The organism is Pseudomonas sp. NPDC089758, assembly GCF_044748705.1.
Taxonomy (GTDB): domain Bacteria; phylum Pseudomonadota; class Gammaproteobacteria; order Pseudomonadales; family Pseudomonadaceae; genus Aquipseudomonas; species Aquipseudomonas putida_X.
Window position 1 is genome coordinate 178,807 of sequence record NZ_JBIVGN010000010.1, and the last position, 16,301, is coordinate 195,107.

16 protein-coding genes are annotated in these 16,301 nt (G+C 61.8%); 10 read left to right on the top strand and 6 right to left on the bottom strand.

What is annotated here, in order from left to right; translation table 11 throughout:
* Positions 1 to 25: 25 nt before the first annotated feature.
* The 3 genes from ACIPZH_RS15760 to trmA all read left to right on the top strand — a co-directional run bounded on the left by ACIPZH_RS15760 (position 26) and on the right by trmA (position 3,778).
* Positions 26 to 1,246, top strand: a complete 1,221-nt coding sequence (locus ACIPZH_RS15760) for an MFS transporter (protein ID WP_400636810.1) — start codon at positions 26 to 28, stop codon at positions 1,244 to 1,246.
* 154 nt (positions 1,247 to 1,400) lie between these two features.
* Positions 1,401 to 2,696, top strand: coding sequence for an NCS2 family permease (locus ACIPZH_RS15765; protein ID WP_241806542.1), 1,296 nt, complete (start codon positions 1,401 to 1,403; stop codon positions 2,694 to 2,696).
* Positions 2,693 to 3,778 carry a tRNA (uridine(54)-C5)-methyltransferase TrmA gene (gene trmA / locus ACIPZH_RS15770; protein WP_241806541.1) on the top strand — a complete coding sequence of 362 codons (1,086 nt, stop codon included), beginning with the start codon at positions 2,693 to 2,695 and terminating at the stop codon, positions 3,776 to 3,778. The genes ACIPZH_RS15765 and trmA overlap by 4 nt, the downstream gene beginning before the upstream one ends.
* Positions 3,779 to 3,816: 38 nt before the next feature.
* Here trmA and pcaG read toward each other — a convergent pair whose 3' ends face one another.
* Positions 3,817 to 4,422 (bottom strand): protocatechuate 3,4-dioxygenase subunit alpha, encoded by a 606-nt coding sequence (gene pcaG, locus ACIPZH_RS15775; protein WP_349976382.1) that lies wholly within the window; start codon positions 4,420 to 4,422, stop codon positions 3,817 to 3,819.
* 10 nt (positions 4,423 to 4,432) lie between these two features.
* Entirely contained in the window at positions 4,433 to 5,152 is a 720-nt protein-coding gene (gene pcaH / locus ACIPZH_RS15780; RefSeq protein ID WP_241806539.1) for a protocatechuate 3,4-dioxygenase subunit beta, read from the bottom strand.
* Positions 5,153 to 5,340: 188 nt separating this feature from the next.
* Here pcaH and ACIPZH_RS15785 point away from each other — a divergent pair, with 188 nt between their 5' ends.
* Both ACIPZH_RS15785 and ACIPZH_RS15790 read left to right on the top strand, forming a co-directional pair.
* The gene (locus ACIPZH_RS15785; protein ID WP_400636812.1) at positions 5,341 to 6,225 is read left to right on the top strand and encodes a neutral zinc metallopeptidase; all 885 of its coding nucleotides are present in this window, start codon (positions 5,341 to 5,343) and stop codon (positions 6,223 to 6,225) included.
* Between the two features lie 187 nt (positions 6,226 to 6,412).
* Entirely contained in the window at positions 6,413 to 8,332 is a 1,920-nt protein-coding gene (locus tag ACIPZH_RS15790; RefSeq protein ID WP_400636814.1) for a methyl-accepting chemotaxis protein, read from the top strand.
* A 105-nt stretch (positions 8,333 to 8,437) separates the two neighbouring features.
* Here the strand turns inward: ACIPZH_RS15790 and ggt are convergent, their stop codons facing one another.
* The 3 genes from ggt to ACIPZH_RS15805 form a co-directional block, all read right to left on the bottom strand.
* The gene (gene ggt / locus ACIPZH_RS15795; protein ID WP_400636816.1) at positions 8,438 to 10,105 is read right to left on the bottom strand and encodes a gamma-glutamyltransferase; all 1,668 of its coding nucleotides are present in this window, start codon (positions 10,103 to 10,105) and stop codon (positions 8,438 to 8,440) included.
* Between the two features lie 117 nt (positions 10,106 to 10,222).
* Positions 10,223 to 11,119: a LysR family transcriptional regulator gene (locus ACIPZH_RS15800; protein ID WP_400629175.1), complete on the bottom strand. Its 897-nt coding sequence runs from the start codon at positions 11,117 to 11,119 to the stop codon at positions 10,223 to 10,225.
* A gap of 228 nt (positions 11,120 to 11,347) precedes the next feature.
* Positions 11,348 to 11,938, bottom strand: a complete 591-nt coding sequence (locus ACIPZH_RS15805) for an NAD(P)H-dependent oxidoreductase (protein ID WP_400636817.1) — start codon at positions 11,936 to 11,938, stop codon at positions 11,348 to 11,350.
* Between the two features lie 159 nt (positions 11,939 to 12,097).
* Between ACIPZH_RS15805 and ACIPZH_RS15810 the strand changes: the two genes are divergently transcribed.
* A complete protein-coding gene (locus ACIPZH_RS15810) occupies positions 12,098 to 12,412 on the top strand; it encodes a putative quinol monooxygenase (protein WP_400636819.1) in 315 nt (104 codons plus the stop codon).
* On the opposite strand, the gene ACIPZH_RS15815 is transcribed toward ACIPZH_RS15810, so the two are convergent.
* The gene (locus tag ACIPZH_RS15815; protein ID WP_400636821.1) at positions 12,402 to 13,166 is read right to left on the bottom strand and encodes a sulfite exporter TauE/SafE family protein; all 765 of its coding nucleotides are present in this window, start codon (positions 13,164 to 13,166) and stop codon (positions 12,402 to 12,404) included. The two genes, ACIPZH_RS15810 and ACIPZH_RS15815, sit on opposite strands and share 11 nt — an antisense overlap.
* A gap of 78 nt (positions 13,167 to 13,244) precedes the next feature.
* Here ACIPZH_RS15815 and ACIPZH_RS15820 point away from each other — a divergent pair, with 78 nt between their 5' ends.
* From ACIPZH_RS15820 to ACIPZH_RS15835, 4 genes are all read left to right on the top strand, one after another.
* Positions 13,245 to 14,129 (top strand): LysR family transcriptional regulator, encoded by an 885-nt coding sequence (locus tag ACIPZH_RS15820; protein ID WP_400636822.1) that lies wholly within the window; start codon positions 13,245 to 13,247, stop codon positions 14,127 to 14,129.
* A 124-nt stretch (positions 14,130 to 14,253) separates the two neighbouring features.
* Positions 14,254 to 14,598 carry a cupin domain-containing protein gene (locus ACIPZH_RS15825; protein WP_241806530.1) on the top strand — a complete coding sequence of 115 codons (345 nt, stop codon included), beginning with the start codon at positions 14,254 to 14,256 and terminating at the stop codon, positions 14,596 to 14,598.
* A 224-nt stretch (positions 14,599 to 14,822) separates the two neighbouring features.
* Positions 14,823 to 15,311 (top strand): Hcp family type VI secretion system effector, encoded by a 489-nt coding sequence (locus ACIPZH_RS15830; protein WP_400636823.1) that lies wholly within the window; start codon positions 14,823 to 14,825, stop codon positions 15,309 to 15,311.
* A gap of 10 nt (positions 15,312 to 15,321) precedes the next feature.
* Positions 15,322 to 16,299, top strand: coding sequence for a hypothetical protein (locus tag ACIPZH_RS15835; protein WP_400629305.1), 978 nt, complete (start codon positions 15,322 to 15,324; stop codon positions 16,297 to 16,299).
* Positions 16,300 to 16,301: the final 2 nt, after the last annotated feature.

Here is a 16,301-nt window from a genome sequence, read left to right on the forward strand (position 1 = left end):
ACTGCGCCGAGGCCCCAGGTTTCCGATGTCCGATTCCGCACCGCAGTTGTTGCGCCATCACCGCCCTTTCATTGCCTTCTGGCTGGCCCGTGTGTTCACCGCCAGCGGTTTTCAGATGCTCACCGTGGCCATTGGCTGGCACCTCTACCAGCTGACCGGCAATGTGCTCGACCTGGGCCTGGTCGGGCTCGTCGAATTCGCCCCGCGGGTGCTGTTCATGCTGCACACCGGGCATGTCGCTGACCGCTTTGACCGGCGCAAGGTCGCGGCCCTGTGCCAGACCCTGCAGGGCCTGATCGCCCTGATGCTGGCGTTGGGAAGCGCCACCGACAACGTCAGCCGCGAACTGATCTTCGCCCTCGCCTTCCTGCTCGGCGCTACCCGCTCGTTCGAAATGCCCGTCACCCAGGCGCTGCTGCCCAATGTGGTGCCGCCCGGGCTGTTTCCTCGGGCCGTAGCGGCCTCAGCCTCGGCCACCCAGGCGGCGACCATCGTCGCCCCGGCCGTGGGCGGGTTTCTTTATGCCTTCGGCAGCATTTGGGTGTACGGCCCTACCGTGGTCCTGTATGCCATTGCATGCCTGCTGATGCTGAGCCTGGATTCGCGCCAGCAGGTGCCGCAGCGAGGGCGCGCCAGCCTGGAGTCGTTGCTGGCCGGGATCCGTTTCATCCGTAGCCGGCCAGACATTCTCGGGGCGATTTCCCTTGACCTGTTCGCCGTGCTGCTGGGAGGCGCCACCGCGCTGCTGCCAGTGTTCGCCAAGGACATCCTGCTCACAGGGCCGTGGGGCCTGGGCTTGTTGCGGTCGGCGCCCGCGGTGGGTGCGCTGCTGATGTCGTTCTGGCTGGCGCGCTTCCCGGTAGAGCGCAAGGTCGGCCGCACCATGTTCACCGCCGTCGGGGTGTTCGGCGTGGCCACCATCGCTTTTGGCCTGTCGACCTCGTTCTGGTTCTCGCTGGCGGTACTGGTGGTGCTGGGTGCGGCAGACATGATCAGCATGGTGATACGCGGTGCGTTCGTGCAACTGGAAACACCGGACGAGATGCGTGGCCGGGTAAGCGCGGTCAACGGCCTGTTCATCGGCGCCTCCAACCAGCTCGGCGAGTTCGAATCGGGGGTCACGGCGCACTGGTTCGGCACGGTGCCGGCGGTGGTGCTGGGGGGCGTGGGCACCTTGGTGGTGACCGGCGTGTGGATAAAGCTGTTCCCGACACTGGCTACGCGGGATCGATTGCACAATGGTTGACGGCGGCCTGAACGGCCATAGGCCCCTGCCAGTCATGCTGGTATGATGCGCGGCTTTTTTCCTCCCCACGCAAAACCACGGCAGCCGCTACGGCCTGTGCTTTGCTGATGGGGTCGATACATTCACGGCGCCGGGGGCGCCTCGGGGAGCGGGCATGCTGGAAAGGCTGTTTCAACTAAAAGCACACAACACCAACGTGCGCACCGAGATTCTTGCGGGCGTCACCACCTTCCTGGCGATGGCCTACATCCTGTTCGTCAACCCGAGCATTCTCGGCGAAACCGGCATGGACAAGGGCGCGATCTTCGTCGCCACCTGCCTGGCTGCGGCCATCGGCTCGGCGACCATGGGCCTGATTGCCAACTACCCGATCGCCTTGGCGCCAGGCATGGGCTTGAACGCGTTCTTCACCTACACCGTGGTCCTGCACATGGGCCACACCTGGCAGGTGGCGCTGGGGGCGGTGTTCCTCTCGGCGGTGATGTTCTTCCTGCTGTCGATCTTCCGCATACGCGAGTGGATCGTGAACAGCATCCCGCTGCCGCTGCGCTCGGCCATCGCTGCGGGCATTGGCCTGTTTCTGGCGCTGATCGCCCTGCATAACGCCGGCATCGTCGTCGATAACCCGGCCACCTTGGTGGGCATGGGTGACCTCAAGCAGCCGTCGGTCATTCTTGCCACGCTCGGTTTCTTCCTGATTGTGGGCCTTGAATCGCTCAAGGTGCGCGGCGCGGTGCTGATCGGCATTCTCGCAGTGACGGTCGCGGCGATCGCGATGGGCGTCACACCGTTCGGCGGCATCGTGTCGATGCCACCGTCGCTGGCACCGACCTTCCTGCAGCTGGATATCGCCGGGGCCTTGGACGTGGGCCTGGTCAGCGTGATCTTCGCGTTCCTGTTCGTCGACCTGTTCGACAACTCGGGCACCCTGATCGCCGTGGCCAAACGCGCCGGCCTGATGGGCAAGGACGGCCACATGCCGAAGATGGGCCGTGCCCTGATTGCCGACAGCACCGCGGCCATGGCCGGTTCGCTGCTGGGCACCTCGACGACCACCAGCTACATCGAGTCGGCGGCAGGCGTGAGCGCCGGTGGCCGCACCGGCCTGACCGCCATCGTGGTGGCCGTGCTGTTCCTGCTGGCGCTGTTCTTCGCCCCGCTAGCCGGTAGCGTACCGGCCTTCGCCACCGCACCGGCGCTGCTGTTCGTCGCCGTGCTGATGGCTTCGGGCCTGGCGGAAATAAACTGGGACGACGTGACCGAGGCCGCACCGGTAGTGGTCACCGCCCTGGCCATGCCGCTGACCTACTCGATCGCCAACGGCATCGCCTTCGGTTTCATCTGCTGGACTGCGGTCAAACTGATCTCCGGCCGCCGCCACGAGCTGAACCCGGCACTGGTGATCCTTTCCATCCTGTTCGTCATCAAGCTGGGCTGGTTCAACGCATGAGTGCTGTCTTCGACCCTAGCGCCTACGACGCGCAACTGCAGGCCAAGGTTACCCGCCTGCGCGAGCTGCTGGCCCCCTTCGGTGCGCCGCAGCCCGCTGTGTTCGACTCGCCGCGCGAGCATTATCGCTTGCGTGCCGAGTTCCGCCTGTGGCGCGAGGACGGCCAGCGCCACTATGCGATGTTCGCCCCGGGCGAAAAGCACAAGGCCATCCTGATCGACGATTTCCCCATTGCCAGCGAGCGCATCAATGCACTGATGCCACGCCTCAAGGCGGCCTGGCAGGCCAGTGAAGAACTGAGCAATCGCCTGTTCCAGGTGGAGTTCCTCACCACCCTTGCCGGCGATGCGATGATCACCCTGTGCTACCACCGCCCGCTGGACGAGGCCTGGGAAGTGGCAGCGCGGCAGCTAGCCGAAGAACTGGGCGTGAGCCTGATCGGCCGCTCCAAAGGCAAGCGGCTGGTCATCGGCCGTGATTACGCCGTGGAACAACTCGACGTGGCTGGCCGCGTGTTCAGCTATCGCCAGCCCGAAGGCGCATTCACCCAGCCCAACGGCGCGGTGAACCAGAAGATGCTGAGCTGGGCTTACGACGCACTCGGCGAGCGCGATGACGACCTGCTGGAGCTGTACTGCGGCAACGGCAACTTCACCCTGCCGCTGGCTACCCGGGTACGCCAGGTGCTGGCCACCGAGATCAGCAAGACCTCGGTCAATGCCGCCCTGAGCAACCTGGAAGAGAACGCTGTGGATAACGTGCGGCTGGTGCGCCTGTCGGCAGAAGAGCTGACTCAAGCGCTGAATGAGGTTCGCCCGTTCCGCCGGCTGGAAGGGATCGACCTGAAGCGTTATGCCTTCGGTACGGTGTTCGTCGACCCACCACGTGCGGGGATGGACCCGGATACGTGCGAGCTGACGCGGCGCTTCGAACGGATTCTGTACATCTCGTGCAACCCGGAAACGCTGGCGGCCAACATCGAGCAGTTGCAGGACACGCATCGCATTGAACGCTGTGCGCTGTTTGACCAGTTCCCGTATACCCACCACATGGAAAGTGGGGTATTGCTGGTTCGACGCTGATTGGCGGAAATTGGGGCCGCTTTGCGGCCCCAGTTGTATCAGAAGTCGAAGAAGACCGTCTCCCCTTCCCCCTGAACACGGATATCGAAACGATACGCCGTCTTGCCGTCCACCTCGCAACGCTTGGCAATCAAGGTTTCACGGCGCTGCGGCTGCTCGATCAGGTTGAGCACCGGGCACTTGGCGTTCGCCTCGGCCTCATCCTCGAAATACAGCCGCGTGTGCAAGTGGATGTTGATGCCGCGGGCAAACAGGCTGATGTTGATGTGCGGGGCCATCGGCACACCGGCAGCGTTGTTCACCACCCCCGGTTTGACGGTCTGGACGGTCCACTCACCGGCATCGAAGGTGGTGGCGGTGCGACCGAAGCTGTTGAAGGCGTTTTCCAGGTTGTAGTCATCCTGGTACTGGCCATTGGCATCGGCTTGCCAGAGCTCAAGGAATGAATCGCGGATCAAGTGGCCGTTGCCGTCGTACACATGGCCGATCAACAGGATGTGTTCACCCGGCGCCTCTGGCTTGGCCATGCGGTTCCAGATTTCCTGGTCACGGGTGGGGTTACCGGCCGCTTCCAGGGCCAGGCCGATGTGTACGTAGGGGCCGGCGGTCTGCGAGGGGGTTTCCGGCAGCAGTTCGATTGGCATGGCGGGGTCCTCAGCAGTTTTCGAAGTGGGTCTTGCGCTGGCCGCGCAGCACGATGTCGAAGCGGTACGCCAGGCAATCCATGGGGTTGGCGTTACTCATGTCGAGCTTGGCGATCAGTTGCTGCACCGCTTCAGGGTTGGCGATCGACTTGACGATCGGGCACATCGGGATCAGCGGGTCGCCCTCGAAGTACAGCTGGGTGATCAGCTTGGTGGCGATCGACGGGCCGCTGATACCGAAGTGGATGTGCGCCGGGCGCCAGTCGTTCGGGCCGTTGCGCCATGGGTAGGGGCCTGGCTTGATGGTGCGGAAGCTGTAGTAGCCATCACTGTCGGTCAGGCAGCGGCCGACGCCACCGAAATTCGGGTCCAGCGGGGCCAGGTAGCGATCGTTCTTGTGGCGATAACGGCCACCGGCGTTGGCTTGCCACATTTCTACCAAGGTGTTGGGCACTGGCTTGCCGTATTGGTCGACGACGCGGCCGGCAACGATGATGCGCTCACCAATCGGCAGGCCACCGTTGTTGAAGTTGAGCAGCAGGTCATGGTCGTGGGCGCCGAAGCCCAGGTGGGTGAAATCCGGGCCGGTGGTTTCGCTGATCGACTGCGGAATGCTGACCAATGCCTGGCGCGGCGAGCGGGCAACAGAAGTCTTGTAGTCGGGCGTCAGGGCCTTGGGGTGCCAGTTGCGATCACGGATCACGAAGCGGCTGTTGTCCTGGGCGGGCATGCCGTTTTCCTCTCTTGGAGTTATCAAAACACCTGTGGTTCGCAGGCGGACTTGCAGTTTCGGATAGGTCGAAGCAGATGAATATTGAATTCCGCCCACCGTTACTTAACCAAATGGTTATGCATTAGTACCTTTGGCTGGCGTGAACTAACCTATGTCTTCATGTTTCACGCTCTGGAGTGCACTTCATGGAATGGCGAAAAGGCCGTCGTAGCGACAACGTGGTCGATGCCCGTGGCCAAGGTGGCGGCGGTGGTGGCATGCGCTTTGGCGGTGGCAAGGGCCTCGGCCTCGGGGCCATCCTTCTGATCGTCGGCATCGGCTGGCTCACTGGCCAGGACCCGCTGCAGATCCTCGGCCAGCTCACCGGGCAAATGGAACAGCAGCAGGCTCCAAGCAGCGTGGGCAACAAGGCCCCAGCGGCCAACGACGAGCAGGCCCAGTTCGTCGCGTCGATCCTGGGCGACACCGAAGACACCTGGAAGGCGTTGTTCTCCCAGGCTGGCAAGCAGTACCGCGAGCCCAAGCTGGTACTGTTCAGCGGCCAGGTCAATTCCGCCTGCGGCTTCGCTTCAGCGGCGGTGGGGCCGTTCTACTGCCCTGCTGACCAAAGGGTGTACCTGGACATGTCGTTCTTCCGTGAAATGGAAACCCGCTTCGCCGCTGCCGGCGACTTCGCTCAGGCCTACGTGATCGCCCACGAGATCGGCCACCACGTGCAGACGTTGCTTGGCGTGTCGGCCAAGGTCGATGCGGCGCGCCGCGCAGGCCAGCGCCTGGAGGGTGAAAATGGCTTGCTGGTGCGCCAGGAGTTGCAGGCCGACTGCCTGGCCGGGGTATGGGCATACCAGGCGCAGCAACGGCTGAACTGGCTTGAGCCGGGGGATGTCGAGGAAGCGCTGAATGCAGCCAACGCCATCGGTGATGACCGGCTGCAGCAAAAAGGCCAGGGGCGCGTGGTCCCGGACTCCTTTACCCATGGGACCTCGGCGCAGCGGGTGCGGTGGTTCAAGGCCGGGTTTGCCCAAGGCGAAGTGAACAGCTGCGACACGTTCAGTGCGCCCAACCTTTGACGTTTCGAGGCCCCCCTGCGCATGGCACGCCAGCTGCCGTGCGCGGTATCGCAATTGAGTCGAAAAAGCGTTTCAGCTTCCCCGCCATTTGCCGATAACCCCTGCACGATTCAGCGGGCATCCAGAACAACAACGCCTAGCGATCGACAATTGATCAAGTGAGCGAAATCATTTCTGGAGAGCGTGCATGAACAGCTGGTTTGCCAACATCAGCGTCAACCTCAAACTCGGCCTGGGCTTCGGCCTGGTGCTGGTCCTCACCGGCCTGCTGGCCCTCACCGGCTGGACCAGCCTGGGCAGCCTCATCGACCGCAGCAACTGGATGGGCGACATCGGCAAGCTCAACAAAGACCTGACCGACCTGCGCGTGGCGCGCCTGCAGTACATGATCGCCAATGGCGACGATGCTGCAGCAGCGAACACCCAGGCCAAGCTGGATGCCTTCAGCAAACAGCAGCAATACCTGGTCAGTACTTTCAAGAGCCCGGAAAACGTCAAGCTGCTCAAAGAACTGGGCCAGACCATCAGCGAGTACGAAGTCTCGCTGAACAAGATGCGTGCAGGCTATAAAGGCTCGCTGGCTGCACGTGACGCGATGAACGTATCGGCAGCCAAGGCCGACGAGGCCATGGCGTTGCTGGGCGAGGAGGTCATGGGCCGGCCCGAGGCCGATAGCGTGCGCCTGGCTCAATACCAACTGATCAGCAAGGCGCGCCAGCAACTGCTGCAAGTGCGGGTGGATGTGCGCGGTTACATTGCCGACAACTCTGCGGCCAACGAACAAGCCGCCCTGCGCCAGCTGGAGGCGGCCCTTGCCGAGATCGACACCCTGAAGCGTCAGCTGCCCGCCGAAGCCACGCGGGTGCAGCAGTTGGAGCAATCGATACAGACCTACCGTGAGGCCGTGCGCCAGTTCCGCGCTGCAGTCGCCGAAATCACCACCGCCCGTGCCGAGATGACCGTGCAAGGCGGCGACATCGTCAAGCGCAGCGATGCGCTGTACAAGATCCAGATCGACCGCCGCGACGCCGAGAGCGCCCAGGCACGCAGCCTGCAGACCATCGCCACGTTGCTGGCCTTGCTGGTCGGTGTGCTGGCAGCGGTGCTGATCACGCGCCAGATCACCCGCCCGCTGCACGACACATTGCAAGCGGTGGAGCGCATCGCCGGTGGCGACCTCACCCACGACCTGCGGGTTACCCGCCGCGACGAGATCGGCGTGCTGCAACAGGGCATCGCCCGCATGGGCACCACCCTGCGCGAGCTCATCACCGGCATCCGCGACGGTGTCACGCAGATCGCCAGCGCCGCTGAGGAACTGTCGGCGGTCACCGAGCAGACCAGCGCTGGCGCAAACAGCCAGAAGGTCGAAACCGACCAGGTCGCTACCGCCATGCACGAAATGGCCGCGACCGTTCAGGAAGTCGCGCGCAATGCCGAACAGGCTTCCCACGCAGCCACCGGTGCCGACAACGAAGCACGCGCAGGTGATCGCGTGGTTGGCGAAGCGATCAGCCAGATCGAACGCCTGGCCGAGGAAGTGCACCGCTCCACCGAAGCCATGAACCTGCTGCAGCAGGAAAGCCAGAAGATCGGCAGCGTCATGGATGTGATCAAGTCGGTAGCCGAACAGACCAACCTGCTGGCGCTCAACGCTGCCATCGAAGCGGCCCGTGCCGGTGAGGCAGGGCGTGGTTTCGCCGTGGTCGCCGACGAAGTGCGTGGTTTGGCCCAGCGCACGCAGAAATCCACCGAAGAGATCGAAGAATTGGTGGCAGGCCTGCAACATGGTACCCAGCAAGTGGCCAACGCCATGCAAGGCAGCCGCACCCTGACTGACAGCAGTGTCGAACTGGCGCGCAAGGCCGGCACTTCGCTGGAAAACATCACCAGCACGGTGTCGAGCATCCAGTCGATGAACCAGCAGATTGCCGCGGCAGCCGAGCAGCAGAGCGCGGTGGCTGAGGAGATCAGCCGCAGCATTCTGAATGTGCGCGATGTGTCGGAGCAGACCGCAGCGGCCAGTGACGAGACGGCCGCGTCCAGTGTCGAGCTGGCACGCCTGGGTGGGCACCTGCAGACGCTGGTCAGCCAGTTCCGGGTCTGACCTTAGCCTGTTGAGGCACGCTTGGCGGCCCCTTGCCGCCAAGCCGGCTCCCTCGATAGCGATGGGAGCCGGCTTGCCCGCGATACTGCCAGAGCTGGCAGCCGGTTATTTAACGACCATCCCCACCCCGCGCCCACGCGGATCCGAAGCCGTCTCAAGCTTCGCCCCGTTGACGCGGATCGCCTGGATATCCCCCATCTCCCAGCCCTGATCCTCGAGCACATAACCCATCTTCTTCAGCTCATCGGCCACCGGGCCGGTAAGCGGTGCATAGCTGTCGAAGTAGATGGTGTCCTTGGGCAGCAACTGGTGGTGCACCCGCTGCGCCGCGACGGCCTTGTCCAGGGGCATGCCGTAGTCGTACAGGTTGTTCATCACCTGGAAGATCGAAGTGAAGATCCGCGAGCCGCCGGGTGTACCGATCACCAGTTCGACCTTGCCATCGCGGGTCATCAGGCTGGGGCTCATGGACGACAGCATGCGCTTGCCCGGCTCGATGGCGTTGGCATCACCGCCCACCACACCGAAGGCATTGGCTGCGCCTGGCTTGGCGCTGAAGTCGTCCATTTCGTCGTTGAGCAGGAAGCCCGCGCCCTTGACCACCACACCACTGCCGTAGTCGAGGTTGAGGGTATAGGTATTGCTGACCGCGTTGCCCTGTTTGTCGACGATCGAGAAGTGCGTGGTCTGGTGCGGCTCAAGGCCCGGTTTGACATCCTCGGTGGCGGAGATGGCCTTGGCGTTGACCTGCGCGGCGCGCTTGGCCAGGTAATCCTTGGCGATCAGCTGGTCGACCGGCACCTTGGTGAAGGCCGGGTCGCCCAGGTAGTCGGCGCGGTCGGCAAACACACGCTTCTCGATCTCAGCCAGCAGGTGAATGTATTGCGCCGAATTGTGCGCAACGCCTTTGAAGTCGGCCGCACGGTCTTCCTTGATGCCCAGCAACTGGGCCAGGGCGACGCCGCCGGAGCTTGGCGGTGGCGCGGTGTAAACCACGTTGCCGCGCCAGCTCAGGGCCATGGGCTCACGCCAGACGGCCTTGTAGTCCTTGAGGTCTTCTTTGGTGATCAGGCCTTTGTCGGCCTGCATCTGCGCCACCAGCAGATCAGCGGTCTTGCCTTGGTAGAACTCGCTCACGCCTTTGTCGGCAATACGTTCGAGGGTCTGGGCCATTTCTGGCTGTTTGAACAGCTCGCCGACCTTCATGGTGCCGAAATAGTCGTTGAAGTTGGTCGCGGTCTTGAACAGGCCCTGGGCGTCGTTGCGGTACTGATACTGCTTTTCGGCAATCTTGAAGCCGTTTTTCGCATAGCCGATGGCGGGGGTCAGCAGCTCGCTCCAGGGCAGCTTGCCGAATTTCTTGTGCGCTTCCCACAGGCCCATCACCGTGCCAGGCACGCCGGCGGCGCGCGCGCCGACCAAGCTGAGGTTCTCGATGACCTCGCCTTTTTCGTCCAGGTACATGTTGCGGGTCGCGGCCTTGGGCGCCACTTCTCGGTAGTCGAGGAAGTACGGCTTGCCATCGACGAACAGGGTCATGAAACCACCGCCACCGATGTTGCCGGCCTCTGGGTAGGTCACCGCCAGGGTGAAGGCGGTGGCTACCGCCGCATCCACCGCATTGCCGCCCTTTTTCAGGATGTCGGCGGCCACCTGTGCGCCATATTGATCAGGGGCGGCCACCGCGCCACCCTCCAGGGTTACCGCATAGGCCGATGAACAGCTCAAGATCGCCGCGCCGAGGGCCATGGACTGGAACAGGACAATACGCATGACACTTCCTTGGTGTTGTTTTTGTTGATCACCCAGTAAGGCCGAAGCCTGTCGACTGTGCAATCACCTGTAGGAAGTTTCGCCGCCCATGGACAGGATTTGTCGCGTTCAGGCAACTCAGCAGGCATACATCGCCAGTTTGCGCTGGATGAAGTCGAGGAAGCACTGGATGCGCAGGGCCAGTTGCGTGTTGCGGTAATAAACAGCGTGGATAGGCTGGCGGTAGCCGTTGTTGGCAGCGCTCAGAATGACCTGCAGTCGGCCGGCGCGGATGTCCTCGTGGGTCATGAAGTGCGAGAGGCTGACGATACCCTCCCCGGCCAGCGCCAACTGGCGCAGGGTCTCGCCGCTGGAGGCGAGCAGCGCCGGGCGAATCGCCCAACGGTCGCCTTGGGCATGGCGCAGCGGCCACTGGTTGAGTGACTCGGGCTGGCTGAAACCGAGCAGGCAGTGATGGTTCAGGTCTTCGACGTGCTGCGGGGTACCGTGCCGCTCCAGGTAAGCCGGACTTGCAAGGATTTGCACCGGGCTGCAGCCCAGCGAACGGGCGTGCAGGCTGGAGTCGGCCAACTCACCGATGCGGATCGCGACGTCGGTACTCTGCTCCAACAGGTCGATGATCAGGTCATCGGTGTTCAGTTCCAGCTCGATATCGGGGTACTGGCTGCGAAATTCGCCGATCCAGGGCAGGATCGCATGCAGCATGAACGGCGCTGCGGCATTGATGCGCAAGCGCCCGGAAGGTGTCTGGCGGTTCATCGACAGGCGCTCTTCCATGTCGTCCATTTGCTGGAGCACCAGCCGAGAACGGTCGAGGAAAAAGCGCCCTTCTTCGGTCAGGTCCATGCGCCGGGTGGTGCGATTGACCAGCGTAGTGCCCAGCTTTGCCTCCAGGCGCGCCAAGGTGCGGCTGACCGCCGAAGGCGTCTGGCCCAGTTGCTCGGCGGCAGCGGAAATCGAACCGCAGTCGATGACGGCGACGAATACCTGGAGTTCTTCGGATCGGGTTTTCACAGGATTGACCACACAATGGATAGGCCGTGATTGATAGCGGGTGATCGGCGCCTGTGCAAGGGGCCGCTTCGCGCCCAGTCGCCGGCAAGCCGGCTCCCACCCCGACCGCGCTGTGCTTCAGGCCTGGGCTTTACCTGTGCAAGCAACTGTCTTGCTCAATTTCTAAAAGTTGCCGCAATCCAGGTGGGAGCCGGCTTGCCGGCGATTGGGGCGCGAAGCGGCCCTATCTCACTGAGCGATGCCGAACACGGCATTCAGATGCGCCTCATAAGCTGCCAACGCAGCCGGCACATCCGGGCGTTTCATCACATCGACTGCCAGATAGGTTGGCAGGCCGGTCATGCCGAGGAACTGATTGGCCTTGTGGAACGGGAAATACACCGCATCCACCCCTTTGCCCTCAAAGAAATCACTCGGGTCGTCGAAGGCCTGCTGCGGTGCGTTCCAGGTCAGCGACAGCATGTACTGCTTGCCCTGCACCAGGCCGCCGCTACCGTACTTCTGCGAAGCATCCGAGCGGGTCCGGCCATCGTTGGCGTAGAGGCTGCCGTGGCCTGCAGTGAAGACTTCGTCGATGTATTTCTTGACGGTCCAGGGTGCGCCCATCCACCAGCCCGGCATCTGGTAGATCACCACATCGGCCCAGAGGAATTTCTCGACTTCGGCCTGCACGTCGTAGCCGGCGTCGATGAAGGTTTGCTGCACGTCAAAACCGGCTCGGTCGAGATGAGCGAGGGCAGCCTCGTGCAGCGTCTGGTTGAGGCGACCTTCAGAGTGGGCGAACTGTTTACCGCCATTGAGCAGGAGAATCTTTTTCATGCTGACCTCGCGTCAAGAATCAATGGCCGGCAGATTAGCGATCAAGGGGCATGGGATACAGGGTGAGCGGGGCAAAATACAATTGACCATAAGTCACGAATCCAAAGCTCATTATTGCCTTAGAATCGCTTCATCCCATCATCAAATGAGTTGTGATCAATGAGCGAGCAGTACGCCTTCATTCTCAAGGCAAAGACCCGTCCGGAAATGGCCGAAGCATTCGAAACCCTGTTCCGCGCCTACGTTGAACCGAGCCGCAATGAGCCTGGCTGCATCGAATACCACATGCTGCGCGACAAGGAAGACCCAAGCCTGTTCGTATTCTTCGAGGTATGGGCCAACAAAGCGGCGCTGGATGTGCATTCGGCGTTGCCGCACATGGTCGAGTTCTTCGAAAAACGTATGGACTACCTTGAGCGTGACTTCGATATCCAGCTGATAGAAATGCTCAGCGCGTCCTCCGCTAACCGTTGATCAGCAGGTGGCCGCCCAGCGCGGCCAGGCCGATGAAGAAGCACCGTTTGAACAGCACGGCGCTGATGCGCTGGCGCAGCCACTGGCCAGCCAGCATGCCCAGGAGCGCCGGTGCCAGCATCAAAAATGAAGCCCCCATTGCCTGGCCACCCAAGGCGTCTTGGCCAGCCAGGCCCAGGGCCAGCGCCAGGGTCGAGACGGTGAACGACAGCCCCAATGCCTGGATCATTTCGTCGCGGCTCAGGCCAAGGCTCTGCAGGTAAGGCACTGCGGGTATCACGAACACACCCGTGGCGGCGCTCACGATGCCGGTCAGCATCCCGCACAACGGCCCAAGCCACCCTTCTCTGCCTGCCGCCAGCCGCAGGCCAGGTCCGATCAGGCCATACAAGGCGTACACCAGCAGCGCCGCGCCCAACGCATGCGCCGCCCATGGGCCACTGTCGATCCCCAGCCAGGCACTACCAAGCAGCGTCCCCATAAAGATCATCGCGAGCATCGGCCCGAGACGCCGCAGCAACGCCGACAGGTGGCCTCCCGCCGCCAGCTGCCAAAGGTTGGTGATAGTCGATGGCACGATCAGCAACGCGGCAGCCTGCGCCGGAGGCATAGCCAGGCCTAAAAGCCCCATCGCGATGGTCGGCAGGCCCAGGCCGATCACCCCTTTCACCGCGCCAGCCAGCAGGAACGTCATGATTACCAGCAGGGACAGAGCCGGCCCGATATGTTGATAGAAAGCGATCAGGTCATTCATGACCACCATCATGGCGTGCAACGGGGCTGCTGAAAATCTGCCATATACTCAGCCTGACTCTCGCCAGGACAGAGGCTGATGCATTTCGACCTGATTGATCTCACGCTATTCCGGCACACCCTGGAGTGCGGCAACATCACCGCCGGGGCCCGCTGCAGCCACCTGTCGCTGCCGGCTGCCAGTGCACGAATCCGTGCCATGGAAGCCTCGCTCGGCACTGCGTTGCTGGAACGCAACCGCCGCGGCGTACAGCCGACCCCAGCGGGCCAGGCGCTGCTTCAGCATGCTCGGCTGATCGGCCAGCAGGTCGAACGCCTCCAGTTCGAGCTGGGCCAGTACGCTCAGGGGCAGCAGGGCCAGGTGCGCCTGCTGTGCAACACGGCGGCGCTGACCGAATACCTGCCGGAGCAGTTGGCCGGGTATCTGGCGGAAAACCCTGGTGTGAGCGTCGACGTGCAGGAAATGCCGAGCCTGAGGATCGTGCAGTCGATCAGCCAAGGCATGGCCGATGTGGGCATCATTTCCACCGCTGCGCCCAGCACGCACCTGCAAACCCTGCCGTTTCGCGACGACCCGCTGGTACTGATCACTCCGCTTGCTCACCCGCTCAGCTCGGAGCCTGCCCCAAGCTTCATCGGCAGCCTTGCCCACGGGCATGTCGGGCTTGGTGCGAACAGCGCCCTGGCGTTGTATCTGGAGGAGCAGGCCCTGCGCGAAGGGCGGCGCATGCACGTACGGGTGCGCGCCGAAGGCTTTGACGGGGTGATCCGCATGGTTGCAGGTGGCGCCGGGGTTGGCGTGGTGCCATTGGCGGCAGTGAAGCGCTGGGAAGGCGTGTTGCCGCTGCACTGGGTGGCGCTGCGTGAGGACTGGGCGAATCGCCGATTGCTGCTGTGCGCACGGGATTTTGCGGGGTTGCCAGGCTATGCGGCCGGGTTGGTCGAGCGGCTGGCCAAGCCCTGAGCGCGCTTACCCACGCGCATGCACATAGCGCAGTCAGGCACCTGAACGTCGAGCCCAGGCAACTGCGGCTCGGCCAATGGCCCTATGGTGTCGAGTCATTCAGCCAGTCACCAGGAGTTGTGCCATGTCCGATTTCATCACCGTCCTGCGCGAAACTTGCCCGACACCGGTCGTGGACGCTACCAAGTGGAAGCGCATCGGCGGCGATCCGCACACCGTCAACCTCAATGCTTACCTGTCGGCCGACGGCAGCAAGATCATGGGCACCTGGATCTGCACGCCGGGCAAGTTCGAGGTCAACTACGAGAAGTGGGAGTTCTGCCACTTTCTTGAGGGTTACTGCATCGTCACCCCGGAAGGTGAAGCGCCCAAACACCTGAAGGCCGGTGATGTGTTCGTGATCGAACCGGGCATGAAAGGGACCTGGGAAGTGGTCGAGACGGTACGTAAGTATTTCGTTTTCGCCTGATCTGTTACTCCGGCCCTGTGGACAACTCGCCCCCCCACAGGGCCACAGTTACATCCTCTGACATATACGCTCAGCCTACCTTCCATCTTTGTAGTCCTTTTCTGAAACGCATCGTTGCCTCCCATAATGTATTGCGCTCGTTTTTTGCCGGCCTAGGCTCCATTCATGGCCCATATCGACGGGCGACATTACCCAGTAAAAATAATTGCCAGGGAGCGGTAACGATGGCTTTTGATGCATACATTCAGATCGACACCATTCCAGGTGAAGCCCTGGACGAACAATACAAAAAATGGATTGAAGTAATCGGTTACGACTTTGGCGTCAGTCAAAGCACATCCGCCACTGCGAGCTCCGCTGGGGGCGCTACATCTGGGCGCACCACCGTGACCAACTTCACCTTCAGGAAATATCTCGACAGTGCCAGTTGCAAACTGATGGAGGCCAGTTGTACCGGGCAACACCTCAAGGAAGTGAAGCTGGCGCTCTGTCGCGCCGGAGGCGAAAAACTAAAATATTACGAAATCATTCTAGAAGAAGTTATTATCGCCGAATACTCGCAGTGCGTTGACGCGGGTGTACCGCTGGAAGTGGTGCAGCTCGATTACGGTCGCATCAAGACCACATACACTCAGCAGCGGCGCCTTGATGGCGCCGGCGCCGGCAATGTCGCTGGAGGTTGGGACCGTATCGGTAACAAAAAGTACGCGTGAGGGCAGCACCGTGTCAGAAGCCCGAGCGTTTCTCAATTTCAAATTGCAAAACTATCACCGGCTCAAAACGGACCTTGGATTAACCGGTCATTCGCTGGAAAAGTTCGATGTGCTCAACGCTCATATTGCCGATACAGTGGTCCGTAGCGGTGAACTGGTGATCATCGGCGATCCCACGACCGCTTCCTGTACCAGCCAGGAAGCCTGGTTGATGAAGCAGGCCGCCGTTGTGCACATAGGACTGATGCGCAACGGCCAGGGTGTGGATAATTTTTTCCTAGATAACTTCGAGACCTTGAAGAGCCTCATCGCGCATGCATCCGTGGGCGCTGGCGTTGTCAGTGAAGGGTGGAGCAAGCACCTCAAAGCCATCGAGGCCACCTTGATGGATATTGAGAAGCTGCATCAGCAGTATCTCGGGTCAGGGACGATAACAGCTCGCGATCAGTTCTATGCGAAGCGTTCAGCCTTGTTCATGAAGTTGGATCAGCAGATGAACAAGCTGGCTGCTTACGGTTCAGGTTTAAGGAACAAAAGCTCGATCAAGAGGATGTTGGGAATATCCACAAAGAGTTACTTACATACGGGAGAGATTGCAGGATATGCCAACAAAGTCTCAGGCGTAGCGAAGGCTGCTAAGCTGATCAAGAAAGGAACGTATGTAGGGATTTCGTTAGACGTCGCTGCTACGGGCCTAGAGATACATAAAGCCTGTACGCTTGGACGCGAGGAGGAATGCAAAAAAGCGCATTACGTCGAGATTAGCTCCTTAGCCTTGGGTCTAGGGGGTACGGCTGCCGGGGCAGCCGGTGGTAAACTTCTTGTTGGTGCAGCTTGCAGCTTGGTCTTTGGCGTAGCATCAGGTGGAACAGGAGCATTCGCTTGCGGGATATTCGGTGGTACAGCGGGGGGAATGGTAGGGGGCAAACTGGGGACTGAAATAGGAGCCAAAGCGGGAGAATTGCTGTATGAGGCTGTAACAAAATGACA

What these genes read in the sequence shown, in the direction of transcription:
- ACIPZH_RS15760 (WP_400636810.1), top strand. Translation starts at nt 26, where the DNA reads ATGTCCGATTCCGCACCGCAGTTGTTGCGCCATCACCGCCCTTTCATT.
- ACIPZH_RS15830 (WP_400636823.1), top strand. Translation starts at nt 14,823, where the DNA reads ATGGCTTTTGATGCATACATTCAGATCGACACCATTCCAGGTGAAGCC.
- ACIPZH_RS15805 (WP_400636817.1), bottom strand. Translation starts at nt 11,938, where the DNA reads ATGAAAAAGATTCTCCTGCTCAATGGCGGTAAACAGTTCGCCCACTCT.
- ACIPZH_RS15825 (WP_241806530.1), top strand. Translation starts at nt 14,254, where the DNA reads ATGTCCGATTTCATCACCGTCCTGCGCGAAACTTGCCCGACACCGGTC.
- ACIPZH_RS15765 (WP_241806542.1), top strand. Translation starts at nt 1,401, where the DNA reads ATGCTGGAAAGGCTGTTTCAACTAAAAGCACACAACACCAACGTGCGC.
- ACIPZH_RS15815 (WP_400636821.1), bottom strand. Translation starts at nt 13,166, where the DNA reads ATGAATGACCTGATCGCTTTCTATCAACATATCGGGCCGGCTCTGTCC.
- ACIPZH_RS15820 (WP_400636822.1), top strand. Translation starts at nt 13,245, where the DNA reads ATGCATTTCGACCTGATTGATCTCACGCTATTCCGGCACACCCTGGAG.
- pcaG (WP_349976382.1), bottom strand. Translation starts at nt 4,422, where the DNA reads ATGCCAATCGAACTGCTGCCGGAAACCCCCTCGCAGACCGCCGGCCCC.
- pcaH (WP_241806539.1), bottom strand. Translation starts at nt 5,152, where the DNA reads ATGCCCGCCCAGGACAACAGCCGCTTCGTGATCCGTGATCGCAACTGG.
- ggt (WP_400636816.1), bottom strand. Translation starts at nt 10,105, where the DNA reads ATGCGTATTGTCCTGTTCCAGTCCATGGCCCTCGGCGCGGCGATCTTG.
- ACIPZH_RS15790 (WP_400636814.1), top strand. Translation starts at nt 6,413, where the DNA reads ATGAACAGCTGGTTTGCCAACATCAGCGTCAACCTCAAACTCGGCCTG.
- trmA (WP_241806541.1), top strand. Translation starts at nt 2,693, where the DNA reads ATGAGTGCTGTCTTCGACCCTAGCGCCTACGACGCGCAACTGCAGGCC.
- ACIPZH_RS15810 (WP_400636819.1), top strand. Translation starts at nt 12,098, where the DNA reads ATGAGCGAGCAGTACGCCTTCATTCTCAAGGCAAAGACCCGTCCGGAA.
- ACIPZH_RS15785 (WP_400636812.1), top strand. Translation starts at nt 5,341, where the DNA reads ATGGAATGGCGAAAAGGCCGTCGTAGCGACAACGTGGTCGATGCCCGT.